Origin of the sequence: Halorussus limi, from assembly GCF_023238205.1 — an archaeon.
In the GTDB taxonomy this organism is placed as follows: Archaea; Halobacteriota; Halobacteria; order Halobacteriales; family Haladaptataceae; genus Halorussus; species Halorussus limi.
In genome coordinates this window covers 1,093,271-1,110,566 of record NZ_CP096659.1, presented here as the reverse complement: position 1 = coordinate 1,110,566, position 17,296 = coordinate 1,093,271, and the positions used below count along the sequence as shown (strand labels likewise).

General features: G+C 67.2%; 22 protein-coding genes and 2 pseudogenes. 7 read left to right on the top strand and 17 right to left on the bottom strand.

Annotation, left to right across the window (positions count from 1 at the left end):
• The 11 genes and pseudogenes from ftsY to M0R89_RS05745 form a co-directional block, all read right to left on the bottom strand.
• Positions 1–1,116, bottom strand: a complete 1,116-nt coding sequence (ftsY, locus tag M0R89_RS05790; RefSeq protein WP_248651614.1) for a signal recognition particle-docking protein FtsY — start codon at positions 1,114–1,116, stop codon at positions 1–3.
• 6 nt (positions 1,117–1,122) lie between these two features.
• Entirely contained in the window at positions 1,123–1,581 is a 459-nt protein-coding gene (pfdA, locus tag M0R89_RS05785; RefSeq protein WP_248652323.1) for a prefoldin subunit alpha, read from the bottom strand.
• Entirely contained in the window at positions 1,581–1,757 is a 177-nt protein-coding gene (rpl18a, locus tag M0R89_RS05780) for a 50S ribosomal protein L18Ae (protein ID WP_248651613.1), read from the bottom strand. Before rpl18a ends, pfdA begins: the two co-directional genes overlap by 1 nt.
• A gap of 60 nt (positions 1,758–1,817) precedes the next feature.
• Entirely contained in the window at positions 1,818–2,231 is a 414-nt protein-coding gene (locus M0R89_RS05775) for an arsenate-mycothiol transferase ArsC (RefSeq protein WP_248651612.1), read from the bottom strand.
• A gap of 200 nt (positions 2,232–2,431) precedes the next feature.
• Complete coding sequence (locus M0R89_RS05770; protein WP_248651611.1) at positions 2,432–3,547, bottom strand: anthranilate phosphoribosyltransferase; 1,116 nt, start codon at positions 3,545–3,547, stop codon at positions 2,432–2,434.
• Complete coding sequence (gene cobA, locus M0R89_RS05765) at positions 3,544–4,398, bottom strand: uroporphyrinogen-III C-methyltransferase (protein ID WP_248651610.1); 855 nt, start codon at positions 4,396–4,398, stop codon at positions 3,544–3,546. The genes M0R89_RS05770 and cobA overlap by 4 nt, the downstream gene beginning before the upstream one ends.
• Positions 4,395–5,099, bottom strand: a pseudogene (locus M0R89_RS23545) (DR2241 family protein); the annotation flags it as partial. The gene cobA and the pseudogene M0R89_RS23545, both read right to left, overlap by 4 nt.
• 54 nt (positions 5,100–5,153) lie before the next feature.
• Positions 5,154–6,011, bottom strand: a pseudogene (locus M0R89_RS23540) (CbiX/SirB N-terminal domain-containing protein); the annotation flags it as partial.
• Positions 6,004–6,327: a DUF6360 family protein gene (locus M0R89_RS05755; protein ID WP_248651608.1), complete on the bottom strand. Its 324-nt coding sequence runs from the start codon at positions 6,325–6,327 to the stop codon at positions 6,004–6,006. The gene M0R89_RS05755 and the pseudogene M0R89_RS23540, both read right to left, overlap by 8 nt.
• Before the next feature lies 1 nt (position 6,328).
• Positions 6,329–8,107, bottom strand: coding sequence for a nitrite/sulfite reductase (locus tag M0R89_RS05750; protein ID WP_248651607.1), 1,779 nt, complete (start codon positions 8,105–8,107; stop codon positions 6,329–6,331).
• A gap of 167 nt (positions 8,108–8,274) precedes the next feature.
• Positions 8,275–8,613 carry a DUF8134 family protein gene (locus tag M0R89_RS05745; RefSeq protein WP_248651606.1) on the bottom strand — a complete coding sequence of 113 codons (339 nt, stop codon included), beginning with the start codon at positions 8,611–8,613 and terminating at the stop codon, positions 8,275–8,277.
• A gap of 248 nt (positions 8,614–8,861) precedes the next feature.
• Between M0R89_RS05745 and M0R89_RS05740 the strand changes: the two genes are divergently transcribed.
• Positions 8,862–9,029, top strand: coding sequence for a DUF8595 family protein (locus M0R89_RS05740; RefSeq protein ID WP_248652331.1), 168 nt, complete (start codon positions 8,862–8,864; stop codon positions 9,027–9,029).
• A 129-nt stretch (positions 9,030–9,158) separates the two neighbouring features.
• Here the strand turns inward: M0R89_RS05740 and M0R89_RS05735 are convergent, their stop codons facing one another.
• The 4 genes from M0R89_RS05735 to thpR all read right to left on the bottom strand — a co-directional run bounded on the left by M0R89_RS05735 (position 9,159) and on the right by thpR (position 10,933).
• The gene (locus M0R89_RS05735) at positions 9,159–9,824 is read right to left on the bottom strand and encodes a translation initiation factor IF-6 (RefSeq protein WP_248651605.1); all 666 of its coding nucleotides are present in this window, start codon (positions 9,822–9,824) and stop codon (positions 9,159–9,161) included.
• A 4-nt stretch (positions 9,825–9,828) separates the two neighbouring features.
• Positions 9,829–10,107, bottom strand: a complete 279-nt coding sequence (locus M0R89_RS05730) for a 50S ribosomal protein L31e (RefSeq protein WP_135853401.1) — start codon at positions 10,105–10,107, stop codon at positions 9,829–9,831.
• Positions 10,107–10,259, bottom strand: a complete 153-nt coding sequence (locus M0R89_RS05725) for a 50S ribosomal protein L39e (protein WP_128476843.1) — start codon at positions 10,257–10,259, stop codon at positions 10,107–10,109. The genes M0R89_RS05730 and M0R89_RS05725 overlap by 1 nt, the downstream gene beginning before the upstream one ends.
• Positions 10,260–10,375: 116 nt before the next feature.
• Positions 10,376–10,933 carry an RNA 2',3'-cyclic phosphodiesterase gene (thpR, locus tag M0R89_RS05720; protein ID WP_248651604.1) on the bottom strand — a complete coding sequence of 186 codons (558 nt, stop codon included), beginning with the start codon at positions 10,931–10,933 and terminating at the stop codon, positions 10,376–10,378.
• 129 nt (positions 10,934–11,062) lie between these two features.
• Between thpR and M0R89_RS05715 the strand changes: the two genes are divergently transcribed.
• The 3 genes from M0R89_RS05715 to M0R89_RS05705 all read left to right on the top strand — a co-directional run bounded on the left by M0R89_RS05715 (position 11,063) and on the right by M0R89_RS05705 (position 12,555).
• Positions 11,063–11,392, top strand: coding sequence for a YbjQ family protein (locus tag M0R89_RS05715; RefSeq protein ID WP_248651603.1), 330 nt, complete (start codon positions 11,063–11,065; stop codon positions 11,390–11,392).
• 120 nt (positions 11,393–11,512) lie between these two features.
• Positions 11,513–12,268, top strand: coding sequence for a tetratricopeptide repeat protein (locus tag M0R89_RS05710; RefSeq protein WP_248651602.1), 756 nt, complete (start codon positions 11,513–11,515; stop codon positions 12,266–12,268).
• Positions 12,265–12,555, top strand: coding sequence for a DUF424 domain-containing protein (locus M0R89_RS05705; protein ID WP_248651601.1), 291 nt, complete (start codon positions 12,265–12,267; stop codon positions 12,553–12,555). The genes M0R89_RS05710 and M0R89_RS05705 overlap by 4 nt, the downstream gene beginning before the upstream one ends.
• 93 nt (positions 12,556–12,648) lie before the next feature.
• On the opposite strand, the gene M0R89_RS05700 is transcribed toward M0R89_RS05705, so the two are convergent.
• A complete protein-coding gene (locus tag M0R89_RS05700) occupies positions 12,649–12,936 on the bottom strand; it encodes a GYD domain-containing protein (RefSeq protein WP_248651600.1) in 288 nt (95 codons plus the stop codon).
• A gap of 66 nt (positions 12,937–13,002) precedes the next feature.
• On the bottom strand, positions 13,003–13,203 hold the full coding sequence (locus M0R89_RS05695) for a hypothetical protein (protein ID WP_248651599.1): 201 nt from the start codon (positions 13,201–13,203) through the stop codon (positions 13,003–13,005).
• Between the two features lie 248 nt (positions 13,204–13,451).
• On the opposite strand from M0R89_RS05695, the gene M0R89_RS05690 reads away from it, so the two are divergent.
• From M0R89_RS05690 to M0R89_RS05680, 3 genes are all read left to right on the top strand, one after another.
• Positions 13,452–14,696 carry an aminotransferase class V-fold PLP-dependent enzyme gene (locus M0R89_RS05690; protein ID WP_248651598.1) on the top strand — a complete coding sequence of 415 codons (1,245 nt, stop codon included), beginning with the start codon at positions 13,452–13,454 and terminating at the stop codon, positions 14,694–14,696.
• Positions 14,697–14,827: 131 nt separating this feature from the next.
• A complete protein-coding gene (locus tag M0R89_RS05685) occupies positions 14,828–16,561 on the top strand; it encodes a right-handed parallel beta-helix repeat-containing protein (RefSeq protein ID WP_248651597.1) in 1,734 nt (577 codons plus the stop codon).
• An 87-nt stretch (positions 16,562–16,648) separates the two neighbouring features.
• Positions 16,649–17,275, top strand: coding sequence for an HD domain-containing protein (locus M0R89_RS05680; protein ID WP_248651596.1), 627 nt, complete (start codon positions 16,649–16,651; stop codon positions 17,273–17,275).
• Positions 17,276–17,296 lie beyond the last annotated feature (21 nt).

Here is a 17,296-nt window from a genome sequence, read left to right as displayed (position 1 = left end):
CTACTCCTCGTCGCCGAGCAGTCGGTCGACGAGGTCTTCGGGGTCGAACTTCTCGACGTCGTCGTAGCCCTGCCCGACGCCGAGGAAGAGGATGGGCTTGCCCGTGACGTGCGCGATGGAGATGGCCGCACCGCCCTGCGAGTCGGCGTCGGCCTTCGTCAGCACCGCGCCGTCGATTTCGGCGGCCTCGTTGAACTGCTTGGCGCGCTGGACCGCGTCCTGTCCGGCCACGGCCTCGTCCACGAAGAGGGTCATGTCGGGGTCCACGACGCGACCGATCTTCTCCAACTGGTCCATCAGGCCCTCGTCGGTGTGGAGTCGCCCCGCGGTGTCGCCCAGCACCACGTCGATGCCGTTCGAGTCGGCGTACTCCACGGCGTCGTAGATGACCGCCGCGGGGTCGCCGCCCTGTTCGTGGGAGATGAGCTTCTTGCCGAGGTTGTCGGCGTGCTCCTGAATCTGCTCGTTGGCCCCGGCGCGGTAGGTGTCGCCGTTGGCCAGCACCGTCGAGAGTCCCTGCTCCTCGAAGTACTTCGAGAGTTTGGCGATGGTCGTCGTCTTGCCAACGCCGTTGACGCCCGTGAAGATGATGGTGACGGGCTTGTCGGCCTCGGCGATTCGCTGGTCGAAGTCGAACTGGCCGACCGAGATGACCTTCAGCAGCGAGTCGTGGAGCGCCTGCTCGACCACGTCGGCGGTCTCGCTGTTGAACGACCGGGTCGCGCCCACGAGGTCCTCGCGGATGTTCTCCAGAATCTCCTTGGCGACGTTCATCTCCACGTCGCTCTCCAGCAGAGCCATCTCCAACTCCCAGAGCGGGTCCTCGACGTCCTGCTCCTCGATGACGATTTCGCCCTTGGCGAACGACTTGGCCTTCTGCGCGAAGCCGCGGCCGGACGAGGCGGAACTCTCCTCCTCGTCGTCGGACTCCGCAGTTTCAGGTTCGGCCGCCGCCTGCGTCTCGGCGTCGGCTGACGCCTCGGACTCGGCGGACGCTTCGGCGTCTGCTTCCGCTTCCGCCTCGGCTTCAGCTTCGGCTTCCTCGGCCTTCTCCTCGGTCGTCTCCTCTACGTCCTTGCGGAAACTCCCGAGTTTGTCCTTCAGGCTGTCGAACATCGCCGGTTACTCGTCCTCGCCGTTCTGCTCGCCCTGCATCTGCTGCATCTGCTGTTGCATCTGCTGTTGCTGGAGTTGCTGGGCCTTCTGCTCCAGTTCGGAGCTCTGCTCTTCGACCTCGCTGACCTCGTCTTCGAGGTCCGAGATGCGCTCGTCGAGGGTGTCCTGCTTGTTTTCGAGGGTCTCGACCGCGCTCTCCTCGTCGCGCTCGGCCGCGTAGCCGCCGCCCAGTTCCACGACGACCTCGTCGAGGTCCTGGACTTCCGCTCGGACGTGTGCGCCGCCGCCGAGGGGCACCTGCACGATGGAACCGGTTTCCAGCGCGCCGAGGGTGTCGATGGCTTCGCTGATGTCGTCCTTCTCGTCTTTCAGGTCCTCGATTTCGCCTTCGAGTTCCTCCTGCTGCTCTTCGAGTTCCTGAAGCTGCTGGGACAGTTCCTGCAGTTCGGGGTTCCCGCCGCCCATCATTGTGCCTCGACCTCCTCGATTTCGAGCTGCGTGCGCTTCACGCCGTGCTGACTGCCGAAGTTGGTGTAGGTTCGCTCCTCGGCGACGTTCTCGTTCTCGGCGTCGATGCTAGTCTCGAACTTCTGCCAGCCGTCTCTGGCTTGGAACTTGCCGCGTACAGTAAACTCACTCATGGGGGAATCTGGGACACGCGGAGGGAAGAATCTTCCTACTCGGGGACGGACGTTTCGAACTCAGTCGGCGAGTTCGTCGAACAGGTCGGCGACGCGGCCCTCGATTTCGTCTCGAATCGCCCGCACGGCGTCGAGGTCCCGGCCGTCGGGGTCGTCGAGCCCCCAGTCGCGGTTCTCTCCCGCCCACGTCGCGGGACACACGTCCTCGGCGGAACAGCCCATCGTGATGACGTAATCGCAGTCCTGCAACTCCTCGTGAGTCACTTCGCGGGGCGTCCGGTCCGAGAGGTCGAAGTCGCGCTCGGCCATCACTTCGACCACCTCCTCGTGGACGTGGTCGGCGGGGTCGGTGCCTCCGGTGACGATTTCGACCGACTCGGAGACCCCTCGTCGCTCGCGCTCCCGCTCGGCGAAAGCGGTCGCCATCTGGCTTCGACCCGCATTTTGGACGCAGACGAAGGCGACGGCGGTCATCGCTCGCTCCGCGCTCGGCGCTCGCTGTCGGTTCTCCCGTCGAGCAGTCGCCGGAGACGGTGGTCGGCTTCGGTCATCGAGAGCCAGTTGAGCGAGCATTCAGATAAGCGTTTACGTCGGCGCTCGCGCCCGTCGGGTGACGATACATTGCTTTAAAACAGGTTCGCCTACCCCAAGCACAGGAAAATCTATCTACCGAGTCACTGTTCGAACGCGCGGAGCGCATCGAGTCGCTCCGCGGCGCTCCCGTCGGTGAGGGCGTCTCGCGCCCGCTCGACGCCCTCGCCGACCGACTCGGCGTCGCCGCCCGCGTAGATTCGGAACCCGGCGTTGAGCGCCACCGCGTCGGCGAACGCGCCGTCGCGTTCGCCCGTCAGCACCTCCTCGGTGACGCGGGCGGAGTCGGCCGGCAAGTCGTCGACGCGCAACTCCTCGCGTTCGAAGTCCGCGCCGAAGTCGGCGGTTTCCACCTCGCCGTCCTCGATTCGGCCGCCCTCGGTCCCGGAACTCGCCTCCCACTCGGCGACCCGCGTGGTGCCGGGGCGCACGTCGTCGTACCCCTCGATGCCCTGCGCCATCACGACCCGCTCGGCGGGGAGTTCTCGGCTCTCGCGGACGGTGCCCGCGATGCGTTCGGCGTACGACAGGTGGTAGAAGCTCCCGAAGTGGACGCTCGCGTCCGCCGGGTTCGCCAGCGTCTCGACGGTGTTGACCGAGGTCCGGACGCCGACCGACTCGCGAGTCTCCCGCAGGTCGTGGACCAGCGGGTTGAACCGCGACTGGGCGTAGAAGCCGAAGCCGACCTCGTCGGTCATCGCCGCGCTCGCCGCGGGGTCGAGGTCGGTCGGGACGCCTAACTCGCCTAACACGTCGCCGTAGGTCGCGCCGTGCTTGGCGGGGAGCGACGGTCCGCTGTGGGCGACTACCGGCGTCCCCGCGGCCGCCGCGACCAGTCCCGAGGCGACCCCCAGCACGGCCGTCTTCCGCTTGCCGTCGTAGTTGCCGCCGCAGTCCACCGGGTCGGCGTCGGGGGCCGCCGAGACGACCGATCGCTCGCGCATCGCGTCCACGAACCCGGCCAGTTCCTCGGGCGTGCTCTCCTTCCAGCGGTTCGCCAGCAGGAACGCGCCGAGCGTGGCATCGTCGGGGTCCCCGACCAGCACGCGGTCGAACGCCTCGCGGGCCTGTTCGTAGCTCATGTCGTCGGCCGTCTTCGGCCCGGAGCCGACGACTTCGGTCAGGAGGCGACGGAGCGGCCACTCGCCGTCGATTTCGGTCGCCTCGCTCGCGTCGTTCCGGATCTGCTCGCCGCTCACTGGTGGTTCACCCCGATTTCCTCGTCGGCCCGACTGCCGACGCCGACCGCCGGCCCCAACTCGCCCGCGGCCCCGCCGAGGCAGTCGGCGACCGTCTCGCGGACGTTCACCACGTCGCCGACGACGGTGACGGCCGGCGGTTCCACGTCGACCGCTCGGGCGCGCTCGACGATGGTGTCGAGGGTCCCGGTCACGGTGCGCTCGGTGGGGAGCGTCGCGCGCTCGACCATGGCGACCGGCGTCTCGGTGTCGACGCCGTGGGATTCGAGCGCCGCGACGTTGTCCGGGAGTCGGCCCACGCCCATCAGGACGACGAGCGTACCGCCCGCCGAGACGATGTCGGCGAGCGCCTCCCAGTCGATGGCGCTGTCGGCCTTGGTCGGGTCCTCGTGGCCCGTGACGACCGCGAGCGCCGAGGCGTGGTCGCGGTGGGTCGCCGGGATGCCCGCGGCGCTCGGCCCCGCGATTGCGCTGGACACGCCGGGCACGAACTCGAAGGCGACGCCGTGGCGCGCGAGGTACTCGGCCTCCTCGCCGCCCCGGCCGAAGGTGGTCGGGTCGCCTCCCTTGAGGCGGACCACGTCGCGGCCCGCCCGCGCTTCCCGGACGAGCATCTCGTTGATTTCGGCTTGCGGCGTCCGCTCGCCGCCGGGTCGCTTGCCGACGTTCCGTAGGGTCGTGCAGTCTGGAATCGTTTCCACGAGGTCGTCGCCCACGAGGTTGTCGTGGAGGACGACGTCGGCCTCGTCGAGCAGTCGCCGGGCCTTCACGGTCAGCAGTTCGGGGTCGCCCGGTCCCGCGCCGACGAGGTAGGCGGTTCCGGTGGTCGCGTTCTGGTTCGGGTGACTCATGGTTTCGGTCGGTGCTGTGGTCCGTCTCGCGCCCGGCGGTACCGGACCCGGTAGACGTTCGCGGGGTCGGTCAGGTCGCCGCGCGGGACGGACGGGTCGCTCTCTGTCGGTCGGTCGTCGGTCGATGCGTCTCCGCTCGCCGCGGGTCCGTCGCTCGCGGCGTCTCCCTCGTGCTGATGGAACTCGCGGGCCGCCGCGACGAGGAACGAACACGGCTCTCGGCACGGGACCGCGTCGCCCTCGGCCTCTCCCGCCGCCGCTCCGTCGGCGGGCGCGCCCTCGGCGTCCCACGCTCGCCGCTTCGCGCAGTTACCGCAGGTCGCTTCGATGGTTCCGGACACCTCGCTCCGCGAGCAGTCGCTCACGCACTCGTAGATGCCGGTCTGGCGGTCGGCGACCGCCCGGAACGGAACCGGGTCGAGGTCGCCCGCGCGCTCGGCGGCCCAGTGTTCGACCCCGGCGGGGTAGACCGCCGAGACGGCCCGGAGGAACTCTCCGCGGTCGAGTCCCGAGCAGACCCACCCGGTCGGCAGGGTCGCCTCGCCCGCGAACGGCCGGTATCGGCCGTCGTCGGCGTATCGGACCGACTCGCGCAGGTCGCCGACCGACCGCGATTCGAGGTCCAAGTCGGGTACCCCGCGGTCGCTCCGGTGGCGCAGGTCGTAGCCCTCGCCGGTCGCACTGACCGCGAGTTCGCCCCAGACGCGGGCGTCGCTCGAATCGCTCCCGGCCTCCTCGACCCACGAGACGAAGGCGTCGCCCGCCGCCTCGCGGACGAATCGCGACTCGCCGTTCGCCGAGTCGCCGTCGAGATTCGCACCCGCCTCCGCGGCGCGTTCGAGTACCACGTCCACGACCAGCGGGTCCGTGCCGACCGCCGAGGAGTACCAGATTCGCCGGTCCTCGACGGTGCCGGGGACGGGGTAGCCCGTCGCGGGGTCGTCGGTCAGGCCGAGCAGTTCGGGAATCTCGTCCTGCGTGTGGAAGCCGTCGGCGGTGAACAGCGGGACCACGGCGATTTCCTCGGCCGCGAACTCGTCGAGAACGTCGTCGACGTAGGGCGCTTCGTCCATGAACAGCGCGCCGACCTCCGCGAACTCGCCTCGCTCGCGGAGCGCCTCGACGTGGTCGTACACCGCGTCCGCGCTGTTGGGGTTGCGCTCGGTGCCGTGGCCGATTACCGCGAGCGCGGCGTCTTCGGTCGCGACGGGCGCGGCGTCCGCCGACGACTCGTCGGCGGACTCGCCTTTCAGCATCCGTCGAGCGCGGGCCGCGATGACCTCCGTCATCGCGGGATGGGTACCTATCGGGTCGGCGTAGCGCAGCGTCGGCGCGTCGTCACCGCGGTCGTCCTCGCCGAGACCGAACTCTCGGGGGAGGACCTGCTCGACGAAGTAGCCCTCGCTGACGAACAGCGGGACGACGATTGCCTCGTCGGCGTCCACGGTGTGGACGACCTCGCGCAGCGACGGGGCCTCCTTCCAGAACGCCGGGCGGACCTCGGCGAAGTGGCCCTCCTCGCGGGCGGCCTCGACCGCCCGGTGGACCGGCGTCGCGGAGTCCGGGTTCCGGTGAGAGCCGTGGCCCGCGACGACGAGCGCCTGCTCAGTCATCGTCGGTGGCGGTGGCCGTGGTTCGCTCGCCGGCGCTCTCCTGCGCCCGCTCGACTCGCTCGGCGTGCTTCTCCAACTCCGCGGCGAGCGTCCGGGCCTGTTCGGGCGAGAGGTCCACGCTGTCGGCGTGTGCCGGGAGCGCGTCGAGGTCCGTGTTGTCGAGTTCGAGTTGCAACTCCACGCTCTCGGGGTCGTTGCGGGCCGCGGTCGCGTTCAGCGTGGCGTACGCCGACTCCTCGAAGTCGTGGCCCTCGGCGCGGGCGTCCACGAGGTCCAGCGTCGTGTACGCGTTGACTTTGAGGACGCGGTCGGCCATCTCAGTCGTCCCCCGTGATGGGCGCTCCCTGCGCGTCGGTCGGCGCGGGCGAGTCGGCCATCTCGTCGTCGTCGGCGTAGGGGTACCACGTCATCTTCGTGTTGTGCATGTAGGGGTCCTCGTAGTCGGTCTCCTCGGGGTCTGCGAGGGCCTGCATTTCGTCTTCGTCGCGCTCTCGCACGAAGTCCCGGAAGCTCTGGCCCGACTCTCGCTCCTCCTCGTAGGTCGCGAGCAGGTTCCGGACGTAGCCCGGAATTTCGTCGGCGGGGACGCGCATCTCCACCCAGTCGGCGAACTCCGGATTCTCGCCGAGTCCGCCGCCGAGACCCACGTCGAACGCCTCGACCGGTTCGCCGTCCTTGCGCGCCTTCATCCCGCGGAGCGAGATGTCCGCGATTTGGGGCTGGGCGCAGGAGGCCGTACAGCCAGAGAGGTGGATGTGGAAGTCCTCGACGCCCTCGGGGACCGGCACGTTCTCCTTCAGCCAGCGGCCGTAGCGCACCATCCGGTTCTTGGTCTCGACGATGGACAGCGAGCAGTACTCGGTTCCGGTGCAGGCGATGGACCCGCGGAGGAACGGGTGAGGGTCGGGCGAGTACTCGTCCAGCAGCGACTCGCCGAGGAAGTCGTCCAACTCCTCGGAGGCGATGTCGCCGACGATGACGTTCTGTCGCTGAGTGAGTCCTATCATCTCCGACCCGTACGACTCCGCGAGGTCGGCGAGGTCGATGACGTCCTCGGCGGACATCCGGCCGACCAGCACCGAGAGACCGACGAAGTGGTCGCCGTCGTTCTGGTCGTGGACGCCGACGTAGTCGCCGGGTGCGTCGGCGCGCCCGGCGTTGTAGTCGTACTGCTCGCGCAGGTTCTCGCCCGCGGTCGGGAGGTCGTACTCGACGTACTCCTCCTGAAGCACGTTCCGGACTTTCTCCGGTCCCCACTCGTCGACGAGGAACTTCATGCGGGCGCTGAATCGGTCGTCGCGGTCGCCGTAGTCGCGGAACAGGCCCGAGAGGCCCGCGGCGACCTCGGCGGCGTTCTCCGGTCGGCAGAACACGTCGATGTCGCGGGCGAACCGGGGTTCCTTCCGGGCGAGTCCGCCGCCGACCCGGACGTTGAACCCCGCGATTCCCTCGCCGTCGTCGCCTTCCTTGACGGCCGGTTCGAAGGCGAGGTCGTTGATGTCGCCCTGTCCTGCGCCGCGAGTGTCGCCCGTGACCGCGACCTTCCACTTCCGGGGCAGGTTCTCGTAGAGGTCGTTGCCCTTGAACTCGTCGTGGAGGTCCTGCACGACGGGCCACACGTCGAGGAGTTCGTCGGCGTCCCGTCCCGCGACCGGAGAGCCGACGATGTTGCGCCACGAGTCGCCGCAGGCCTGAATCGTAGAGAGACCGACAGACTCCAGTTTCTCGAAGATATCGGGCACGTCCTCGACCTTTATCCAGTGGAGCTGAATCGACTGGCGCGTCGTGAAGTCGGCGTAGGCCGCGCCGAACTCCGGGTTGTCTACCGGGCCGGTCGCGTAGTCGCGGGCGATTTCGCCCACGACCCGCAACTGCTCGGGGGTCAGCCGACCCATCGGGACGCCGACCCGCATCATGAAGTACGACTCTTGGCCCTTCCGCTGGTGGTACAGCCCCCACCACTTGAACCGCTCGAACCACGCGTCGTGTTCGTCCTCCGGAATGGCGTCCCACCCCTCCTCGGCGAATCGTTCGAGGTGGTCCCGAATCTCCACGCCGTAAAGCTCGTCCTTCCAGCTTTCGACTTTACTCGGCATGGGCGTTGCAACGCGAGCGGACAGTAAAGGGGCAGTTGCTCCGTCAAACTTCCCCGAGGCTCTCGTTAACCGGCGGACGTTGCCGGTGTTCGGGACGGCCCGGCGCGTCGCTCCGCCGACGCGACCGACCGGGTCCGGTCACGTCGGGGCGGCTAGCCGAGTTCTCGTCACTCCGCAGGCGTCGCCAGCCGAGTCCGGCGCTCGGGCACGTGAACGCTCGACGGGTCGACCCGACGGAACTCTCCGGTCGCGCGCTCGACGCGACCGAGCGCCAGCCAGTCGGTGACGCCGCTCGCACCGCAGCGCACGCACTGGCCCGCGATGCGACCCTCCACGTCGGGCCAATCGACGCCGACCTCCACGAACCCCTCCGCGAGGAAGTCGGCGGGTTCGCACTCGCAGAAGTCGTGGCGCGCGAGTAGCCAGAGTTCGCTCACCGGCACCGACCGCGAGTCGTTGACGCTGAGCCACGCGCCGTCGTCCAACTGGTGGATAGAGACGACCATGCTCTCGTGGAGGACCAGCCGTCGAGTAAGCGTGTCGCCGCCCGCGACGCTTGCCGAGTGTTCCGGGATTCGTTGACGCTGACGAGACGCAGAAAGTATCCCGACGCGGCGTCTCAGAGCGCCTCCCGAACGCCAGCGCCGACTGGCGCCCGTCACGATTACCGGAAAGAACCGCCTCCGAAGGAGAGCATCGGTAGCGATTACACCTGAGCGCGGGTTTATTCGCTTCGTCCCACTATCGCGTATCAATGACCGCCGAAGAGAAATTCGACGAGCAGTCCGCGGGCGAGGAGTCGGCCGACGGGGACGCCGACGCCGAACGGAGCCATCTGACGGACGTGGAAGACGGGGCGGGATGCACGGAAATCTGGGAACACCTGAGCGAGCGCCGCGAAGAGGAGTCCGACGAGGAGTGAGGCCGACCGCGGCGCGAGCTACCGAGGCGCGGCGTCGTCGACATTCGACTGCCTGAATCGACTCTCAGAAGACGAAATCGTTCGGAAGGAGAGAATCGGCAACAGCCTGCTCTGGTACGCCGAATAGCGCTACTCGATGTAGCCGAGCGACTGCTCGATGCGACCAAGTTCCGGCCCGGTCGTCTCCTGTCCGACGACGTAGCCGTTTTCGTTCGCGAGCAGGCCCGACCCGACCAGCGGCGCGCCGTAGTTGATGGTGCCGATGTCGGCGGGCACGTCCAGCACCTCCTCCAGACGGTCGAGTTGGGCGTCGGTCGCCTTCGGGTGGCAGAGGACGCCGTCGTTCGTGGCGACACCGGCGGTGCCGACCGTCCGAACGTCGGCGAGTTCGCCGCGCTCTATTTCCACTTCGAGCGCGTCCTCCACGGCCTGCATCGCCTTCCGGGAGAGGTCCGGGTGGACGTAGGCCCCGTTGTCGTTAGCGAGGACGACGTTCCCCGCGGCGTTGATTTTGCCCGGCAGCTCGGTCACGTCCACGTCCGCGGCGTCGGCGATGCGGTCGCGCTCGCGGTCGGTGACGCGGCTACTGACCAGTAGCCCGTTCTCGTTGCCGACCGCCAGCGCACCTACGGTCGACGAACCGCCGACCGTGGTCTCGATGGCGTCTACGTCGAGTTCGTCGCTCACGTCGGCGACCATCTCGTCGTCGATGTCGGGGCGCACCAGCAGATACTCGTCAGTGGCGCGAGCGAAGACACCGACGTACGACGACCCGACGAAAGCGGCGCGGAGCAAAGGTCTACTCGGCGTGTTCCGCTTCGACGACCGTTTCGCCCTCTTCCTCGAACCGGGCGGCGCGGACGCGAAGCTTGCTCGGGGGCTTCTTGCGACCGCGCGACCAGACGGCCTCGTTGATGGAGGGGTCGAGGCGGACTTCGTCGTCGTCTACCTTGAAGTGCTGTGCGAGGTGGTCGCGGACGAGCGTCATCGCCTTGTCGGCGCGCTCGTGCTTCGCCGCGGCCTTGGCGTCGCGAAGCGGCACCGTGATGACGCGCTCCTCGAAGTCGTTGGCACTCATTATTCGTCGGTGTCGTTACGCCGCCAGTTTCGGCGCTTGGGGTTGCGCTGCGTCTCGCGGTCGGTCTTCATGATGACCCACGCGGGAACGCGGCTGTTCTGCCGGTCGAGCTTAGAGAGGCGCTTCTTCTTCGCCTTCGATTTCTTACTCATGGTACCATGCTCTTCCCCGTCGTAGCTTAAAATCGTGTTGCTTTGGGCCCGGTCCCCGTAGTCGGCAATCGACGGGCGATTCGCCCGCCGAGAGGCCGGTCCGGAACGAGGCCGTCTCACTCCAGTTCGAACGACTCGACCGTCGAGTACTCCGGCCCGTCGTCGGTCAGGACGCTCTCGGTCAGTCGAATCTCGGACACTTCGGTCGTCCCCACCGTCGGAGTCAGTTCCTCGACGTTCTCCTGTACGAGTTCCTTGCCCCCGGCGTGTTCCATCCGCGCGAGGGTGACGTGGGGCGTGAAGTCGTGGTCTTCGGGGTCGAAGCCGAGTCGCGTCACCTCGCGTTCGATGGCTTCGTGGAGTCCGGTCATCTCCTCGCCGCCCGCGCCGACCCCGAGCCAGAGGACCTGAATGTAGCCGAGGCCGGGGAAGACGCCTAGGCCCTCGTAGGTGGTCTCGAAGGGACCGACCTCCGCCTTCCCGATTGCACGCCGGACGGCGTTCTTGACCCGCGGGAGTTCGCCCTGATTCACCTCGCCGAGGAACTTGAGCGTGACGTGGGCCTGCTCCGGGTCGGTGAAACTCAGCCCCGAGGCGTCCGCGAACTCGTCTTGGACCGCCTCGACTTCCGCGGCGAACTCGTCGGGGAGGTCGATGCTAACGAAGAGTCGCATGGTCTCGTGTGGTCGTCCGAGGGCTTGAAGGTAGGTGGTCAGCGAACGCCGGGACTCGCCGGTCGTGCGCGACCTTGCCGCCCGCTCTCACGGCGAATTTATGTTACATCGCGTTCAATTCGACCCCGTATGGATGAAGTCACCATCACGACCACGGACGGTCTCGACGGCCGCGAAGTCTCGGAGTACCTCGGCGTCGTCTCGGGCGAGGCGGTCGTCGGCGCGAACGTCGTCAGCGACATCGCGGCGGGCATCCGCGACGTGGTCGGCGGCCGGAGCGGGTCCTACGAGAAGAAGATAGAGACGGCTCGGACGGAGGCCATCGAGGACCTCCGCGCGGAGGCCGAGGACCTCGGTGCCGACGCGGTCGTCGGCGCGTCGTTCGACTACGAGGAGATGGCCGAGGGCATGCTCTGGGTCAACCTCTCGGGGACTGCGGTCGAGACCCAGCGCCAGTAGCGCGGCGGCCCATTCGCGACGCTCCGTCGGTCGCCGAAACGCACGCCCGGAACGACTCGGCGCGACCGCGGAATCTCGATAGCGTAGTTCTTAACCCCGCTGAACGCCAAACCCCGAGACATGACTGAGCCCGAGGACCACGATTTCTCCGAGGACGAGCGGTTCGACGACCCCTACGAGGGGTTCGACCTCGACCCGCCCGAACTGGACGTGGACCCCGACAAGGTGGACCCGGTGGACTCGCGCGTCGTCGCCGACCTGCTCGACGACCAGAGCGTCCCCGACGAGGAAGTAGACGTCGAGGAACTCATCGACGTCGGACTGAACTACATGAAGATAAACCGGTTCGAGCAGGCCGCCGACACCTTCGAGCGCGCGGCCCAGTTCGCGCCCGACGAGAGCAAACTCGAACAGGAGGCGTGGACGAACAAGGGCGCGGCCCACGCGGAACTCGAAGAGTGGGACGCCGCCATCGGCGACTACCGGGAGGCCATCCGCATCGACGACGACAGCGAACACGCCGCCACCGCCGAGACGAATCTGGCCTACGCGCTCTGGGAGGCGGGCCAGAGCGAGCAGGCGCTCGAACACGCCGAGAAGGCGGTCGAGATAGACGAGCGGTTCGCCGAGGCGTGGTTCAACCGCGGGTTCTTCCTGCTCGAACGCGGCCTCGCCGAGGACGCGCTGAACAGCCTAGAAAACGCCATCCGACTCGGACTCCGGAACTCGCAGGTGCTGGACGAGAAGGCACGCGCCCTCGAAGAACTGGGTCAGTACGACGAGGCCGAGGAGATAGCCGAGGAGGCCGAGGACCTCCGCGAGCAGGCCGAGCAGGAACTCATCGACCAGCAGGAGCAACAGCGACAGGAGCGATGATTCTGAACGAGCGCCGGACCGACGAGGGACTGCTCGTGGCCGTCTGCGACGACGACGTTCTCGGCGAGACGTTCGAGGACGACGGCGTCTCGCTGACCGTCACCGAGGAGTTCTACGGCGGCGACGAGGTGGACGAGCAGGCCGTAGTGGACAGCCTCGCCCGCGCGTCGGTGGCGAACCTCGTGGGGACCGAGGCGGTCGAACTGGCGATTCGAGAGGGGTTCGTGGACGAGGCCAACGTCCTCGACGTGGAGTCGACGCGCCACGCCCAGTTCCTCCGGATGTAGTCGCCCACCGCCCGGGCGGGAGTTCGGTCTGTCTCGCGAACTCGTTGATTCGAACGTAAGCCAGAGCGGTCAGTCTGCGTTCGCACGCTACTCTCAAACGTCGTCGACGAGTTCGCCCAACCGGTCGATAGACATCGCTCGCATCGTCTTCGTGTCCAGCCCGTGCCGCTCGATAGCCATCGCGATTTGAATCGCGGCGTCCTCCTCTTCGACCTCGAACGTGAGTTGGAAGTCGTAGTCGCCGATGAGCGCGTAACTCTCGCGTAACTCTCCGCCGAGTCGTTCGATGTCCGCTCGGATTTCGCCCCAGACCGTCACTAGCTCCTGCGGGTTCTGGAACTCCTGTTCGTTCACGTCGGCGAGTACGGTGTACGTTACCATGCTATACTACCGGGCTTCGTTTCGCATAGCTCTTATCGCCACCGAGCGGCGCGCCCCGAGCGTCGTTCAATCGGCGTCGTCCCCGCTCCCCCCGCCGAGCGCCGGGAGGTTGACGACAAGCAGCGACAGCACGGAGATGCCCGCCAGTCCCGCCCCGACCGAGGCCAGTCCGGTGTCGAACGCGACGGCCGCGACGGCGTGAAACGCACCGACGAACGCCAACCCAAGCAGGAGCATGCTCGCGCCGAGTCGTCGTTTCGAGACCATACCGTGGCATCGGGTCGAAACGTCTTAACCCCGTCCCCGGTGGTCTTCTCCGACTTCCGTCCGGTTGTCTCGCTTGACTCCTGTCCGGTGGTCTCGCCCAACGCTCCCGGCGGTCCTGCCCGACTCCCGTTCGGCGGTTCGACTTCGGTTTCACCGACGCGCGCTCGGCGGCGAACGAAACTAGTTCCGGTTACGGACTGTCGCCGGGACCGAAGGAATGTTCTTGCTCGAAACCCTACCTCCGGGCAATGGGACTACAACAATCGGACGCGCTCGACGCGGCGCGGATACGGGAGGACTTCCCCATCTTAGAGCGGGAGTTCGACGGCGAGCAGGTCGTCTACCTCGACAACGGCGCGACGACTCAGAAGCCCAATCAGGTCATCGACGCCATCGCGGACTACTACCGGAACTACAACGCCAACGTCCACCGCGGCATCCACCACCTGAGCCAAGAGGCCTCCATCGCCTACGAGGAGGCCCACGACACGGTCGCGGAATTCGTCGGGGCCGACGGACGCGAGGAGATGGTCTTCACGAAGAACACCACCGAGGCCGAGAACCTCGTGGCCTACGCGTGGGGCCTGAACGAACTCGGGCCGGGCGACGAAATCGTCCTGACCGAGATGGAACACCACGCCTCGCTGGTGACGTGGCAGCAAATCGGCCAGCGGACCGGCGCGGACGTGAAGTACATCCCCGTGACCGAGGACGGCTACCTCGACATGGACGCCGCCGCCGAGATGATTACCGACGACACCGAGATGGTCAGCGTCCTCCACGTCTCGAACACGCTCGGGACCGTCAACCCCGTCTCGGAACTCGCCGACATCGCCCACAATCACGACTCGTACATCTTCGTGGACGGCGCGCAGGCGGTGCCCAATCGCCCGGTGGACGTGAAGGACATCGACGCCGACTTCTACGCCTTCTCGGGCCACAAGATGGCCGGACCGACCGGCGTCGGGGGTCTCTACGGCAAGCGGGAGATTCTCGAAGCGATGGAGCCGTTCCAGTACGGCGGCGACATGATAACGAAGGTCACCTTCGAGGAGGCCAAGTGGAACGACCTGCCGTGGAAGTTCGAGGCCGGGACGCCGGTCATCGCGCAGGGCATCGGCCTCGCCGAAGCGGTCGAGTACCTCGAAGATATCGGCATGGACGCGATTCGGCGCCACGAGGAGGCGCTGGCCGAGTACGCGCTCGACCGGATGGCCGAGTTCGACGACATCGAAATCTACGGCCCGACCGACCCGACCGACCGCGGCGGCCTCGTCGCGTTCAACCTCGACGGAGTCCACGCTCACGACCTCGCGTCCATCATGAACGACCACGCTGTCGCTATCCGCGCGGGCGACCACTGCACCCAACCGCTCCACGACAAACTCGGCGTGGCGGCCTCCGCGCGAGCGTCGTTCTACGTCTACAACACGACCGACGAAATCGACGCGCTGATGGACGCCATAGACAGCGCGCGACAGCTGTTCGCGTAGACTCTTCTCTCGACTTTTCGCGGGCGACCGACGGAACTCCGTGAGCAACCGACGGAAGCGAGCGGGCAAAACGACGACCTGTTGCCGTCCGGCCAAAGAAGCTACGACGCTCTCGCGGGTCCTTCATACGCATGGGGGAGATTCCCCGGCGGACGTTCTGCGCCCTGCTGGCAGCGTCGGCCGGAACCGCGTCGGGGTGTACCACGATGAGTCAGGACCGGCCGGCGGAGACGAACCGACAGAACGACGCGGGGGACGTCACCGTCGTCACCACCCGGAAGGGACTCGAATCGGCGTTCGAGACCCTCTCTCCGGGGGACACGATACGCATCACGGACGAGAACGCGCCCTACCGCACGACCCAGTGGCTCGACATCGACGCGGACGGGGTGACGGTCATCGGGCCGGGAGTCCGGGCGCTAATCCAACCCGCCGAGAGCGCCGACGTCGGCGGATTCCGAATCGGCCACGACGGCCAGTGTTCGGAGATAGACATCCGCGGAGTCGGCTATCACGGGACTCCGTCGGGGCGACCGAAGCGGACCGAACGGCTTCACGCTATCGCCGTTCGGGACGCGACGAACGTGACCGTCGAGCGGAGCCACATCCGTCGGACGTACCCCGTCAAGCACGGCAACGGCGGGAGCGGAATCAGCGTCACGCACAACTGCTCTGGCGTTCGAATCGTCAACAACCAAATCCACGAGTACGGCGACAGGGGTATCCAACTCGCCGGGAAGCGCCACGTGGTGTTCGGAAACGTCGTCACGAACGGACTCGACCGACCGATAGCGTGCGACCTCTGGTCGTCGAAGGGCAAGAACCCCACCGCCCAGAGCGTCTCTATCTTCGGTAATCTGTTGGGCAACAGCGTTCAGGGAAGCCTCGTCGGCATCGCGCGGAACACCTCATCGTCGGTGAGCGACGGATACGTCGGAATCTACGGCAACGTGGGGTTCGGAACGCACAAGTCGTTCTGTCACGTTCGCGGGTCGAAACCGCTCCGGAACGTGAACGTCCAGAACAACGTGAGCCTCCAGAAGACCGACGACCTCAAAACGAAGCAGACGACGAACTTCTCGGGCGTCGCCGTAGACGTCTCGGAGATACGCAACCTCGCCGTCAAGAACAACGAGTTCTACGACTACAGCGGCCACGGCGTCCGCGTCGACAGCGACGTTTCGGACACGAGCATCCAGAACAACACCCTCGCCAGTCCGGGACTCGCCGGAATCCGATTCGTCGGCGGCGCGGACAGTCTCATCGACGGCAACCTGATTACGGACGCGACGAAAGCCGGGATTCGACTCGAAGAGGCTACCGACACCGTCGTTCGTGGCAACTTCGTCCGCGGGGCCGGCACGGAAGGCATCGCCGTCGGCGGTTCGCAGTCGCCGACTGGCAACGAAATCGCCGACAACTACGTCGAGAACAGCGGCCGGCGGTCGTCGAAGTCGTCCCCCGGGATTGCAGTTCGCGACGGCGGAGTGCGAGTTCGCGGCAACGCCGTCCGCCGGAACGACGCCGCCGCGATAGCCGAACCCGCCGGCGTCGAAGGGAACGTCTACGAAGGGAACTGGGCGGACGGCGACGACCCGTGGCGGTTCGCCAGTCCCGCGTCCCGAGTCCGGAACAACGACCCGCCGACGGGCGTCCATCGGGGCCTGTCGGCGGACTCCGGGACGGAAGTGAGCGTGGAGTTCGACCGGGCGTACTCTCGCCCGCCGAAACTCGCGTTCGGTCGAGCGAACGGCGGAGTCGAGGGCGTATCGTACGCGACGAACGACGACGGGAACTTCGTCGGAGCGACGGTGACGTTGGGAGAGAACGACGGGACGCTCGACGTTTTCGTGACTCAGCCGTAACGGGCGAATCGACCGACCGGACACCGTTCGTCCTCGTTCGACGTACGAGTCGGTCGTTTTTTCACCGCCTCGTTTGTCTGTCGGATTATGCGAGACGAGGTGCGCGAACGCGCCGAGACGTACTTCGGAGACGTGTCGCCCTCCCACGACTGGCAGCACGTCCGGCGAGTCGCCAGACTCGCCGAGACGCTCGCCGACGAGTACGACCCGGACGAGGACGTGCTGTTCGCGGCGGTCTGGCTACACGACATCGGCCGCGCGAAGGAGGACCGCGGGGAAATCGAGGACCACGCCGAGTGGGGCGCGACCGAGGCCGCGGACATCCTCCGGGACCTCGGCGCGGACGACGACACCGTCGAGGCGGTCCAGCACTGTATTCGCGCCCACCGCTACTCCAACGACGTGGAACCCGAGACCCGCGAGGCCGAGATTCTCTCGGACGCCGACAACCTCGATGCGCTCGGTGCGGTCGGCGTCGCGCGCACCTTCGTCTACGGCGGCGAACTCGGCCAACCGATGCACGACCCCGACCTGCCGCCCGAGGCCGACGACACCGAGACCGGAGAGACGCAGTTCAACCACCTCCACAAGAAAGTCCTCTCGCTCCGCGACCGGATGTACACCGACGCGGGCCGGGAGATAGCGGCGGCCCGCAGCGAGTACGTCGCCGAGTTCGCCGGGCGGTTCGAGCGCGAAGTCGCGGGTGACGCCTGACTCCGAGAGACCGGAACCGGC

Excerpts from the sequence above, each read along its gene's own strand:
- M0R89_RS05680 (WP_248651596.1), top strand. The coding sequence starts at position 16,649 with ATGCGAGACGAGGTGCGCGAACGCGCCGAGACGTACTTCGGAGACGTG.
- M0R89_RS05755 (WP_248651608.1), bottom strand. The coding sequence starts at position 6,327 with ATGGCCGACCGCGTCCTCAAAGTCAACGCGTACACGACGCTGGACCTC.
- rpl18a (WP_248651613.1), bottom strand. The coding sequence starts at position 1,757 with ATGAGTGAGTTTACTGTACGCGGCAAGTTCCAAGCCAGAGACGGCTGG.
- thpR (WP_248651604.1), bottom strand. The coding sequence starts at position 10,933 with ATGCGACTCTTCGTTAGCATCGACCTCCCCGACGAGTTCGCCGCGGAA.
- ftsY (WP_248651614.1), bottom strand. The coding sequence starts at position 1,116 with ATGTTCGACAGCCTGAAGGACAAACTCGGGAGTTTCCGCAAGGACGTA.
- M0R89_RS05725 (WP_128476843.1), bottom strand. The coding sequence starts at position 10,259 with ATGAGTAAGAAATCGAAGGCGAAGAAGAAGCGCCTCTCTAAGCTCGAC.
- M0R89_RS05750 (WP_248651607.1), bottom strand. The coding sequence starts at position 8,107 with ATGCCGAGTAAAGTCGAAAGCTGGAAGGACGAGCTTTACGGCGTGGAG.
- M0R89_RS05695 (WP_248651599.1), bottom strand. The coding sequence starts at position 13,203 with ATGGTCTCGAAACGACGACTCGGCGCGAGCATGCTCCTGCTTGGGTTG.
- M0R89_RS05775 (WP_248651612.1), bottom strand. The coding sequence starts at position 2,231 with ATGACCGCCGTCGCCTTCGTCTGCGTCCAAAATGCGGGTCGAAGCCAG.
- M0R89_RS05710 (WP_248651602.1), top strand. The coding sequence starts at position 11,513 with ATGACTGAGCCCGAGGACCACGATTTCTCCGAGGACGAGCGGTTCGAC.
- M0R89_RS05730 (WP_135853401.1), bottom strand. The coding sequence starts at position 10,107 with ATGAGTGCCAACGACTTCGAGGAGCGCGTCATCACGGTGCCGCTTCGC.
- M0R89_RS05705 (WP_248651601.1), top strand. The coding sequence starts at position 12,265 with ATGATTCTGAACGAGCGCCGGACCGACGAGGGACTGCTCGTGGCCGTC.
- M0R89_RS05745 (WP_248651606.1), bottom strand. The coding sequence starts at position 8,613 with ATGGTCGTCTCTATCCACCAGTTGGACGACGGCGCGTGGCTCAGCGTC.
- M0R89_RS05740 (WP_248652331.1), top strand. The coding sequence starts at position 8,862 with ATGACCGCCGAAGAGAAATTCGACGAGCAGTCCGCGGGCGAGGAGTCG.
- M0R89_RS05690 (WP_248651598.1), top strand. The coding sequence starts at position 13,452 with ATGGGACTACAACAATCGGACGCGCTCGACGCGGCGCGGATACGGGAG.
- M0R89_RS05700 (WP_248651600.1), bottom strand. The coding sequence starts at position 12,936 with ATGGTAACGTACACCGTACTCGCCGACGTGAACGAACAGGAGTTCCAG.
- cobA (WP_248651610.1), bottom strand. The coding sequence starts at position 4,398 with ATGAGTCACCCGAACCAGAACGCGACCACCGGAACCGCCTACCTCGTC.
- pfdA (WP_248652323.1), bottom strand. The coding sequence starts at position 1,581 with ATGGGCGGCGGGAACCCCGAACTGCAGGAACTGTCCCAGCAGCTTCAG.
- M0R89_RS05685 (WP_248651597.1), top strand. The coding sequence starts at position 14,828 with ATGGGGGAGATTCCCCGGCGGACGTTCTGCGCCCTGCTGGCAGCGTCG.
- M0R89_RS05715 (WP_248651603.1), top strand. The coding sequence starts at position 11,063 with ATGGATGAAGTCACCATCACGACCACGGACGGTCTCGACGGCCGCGAA.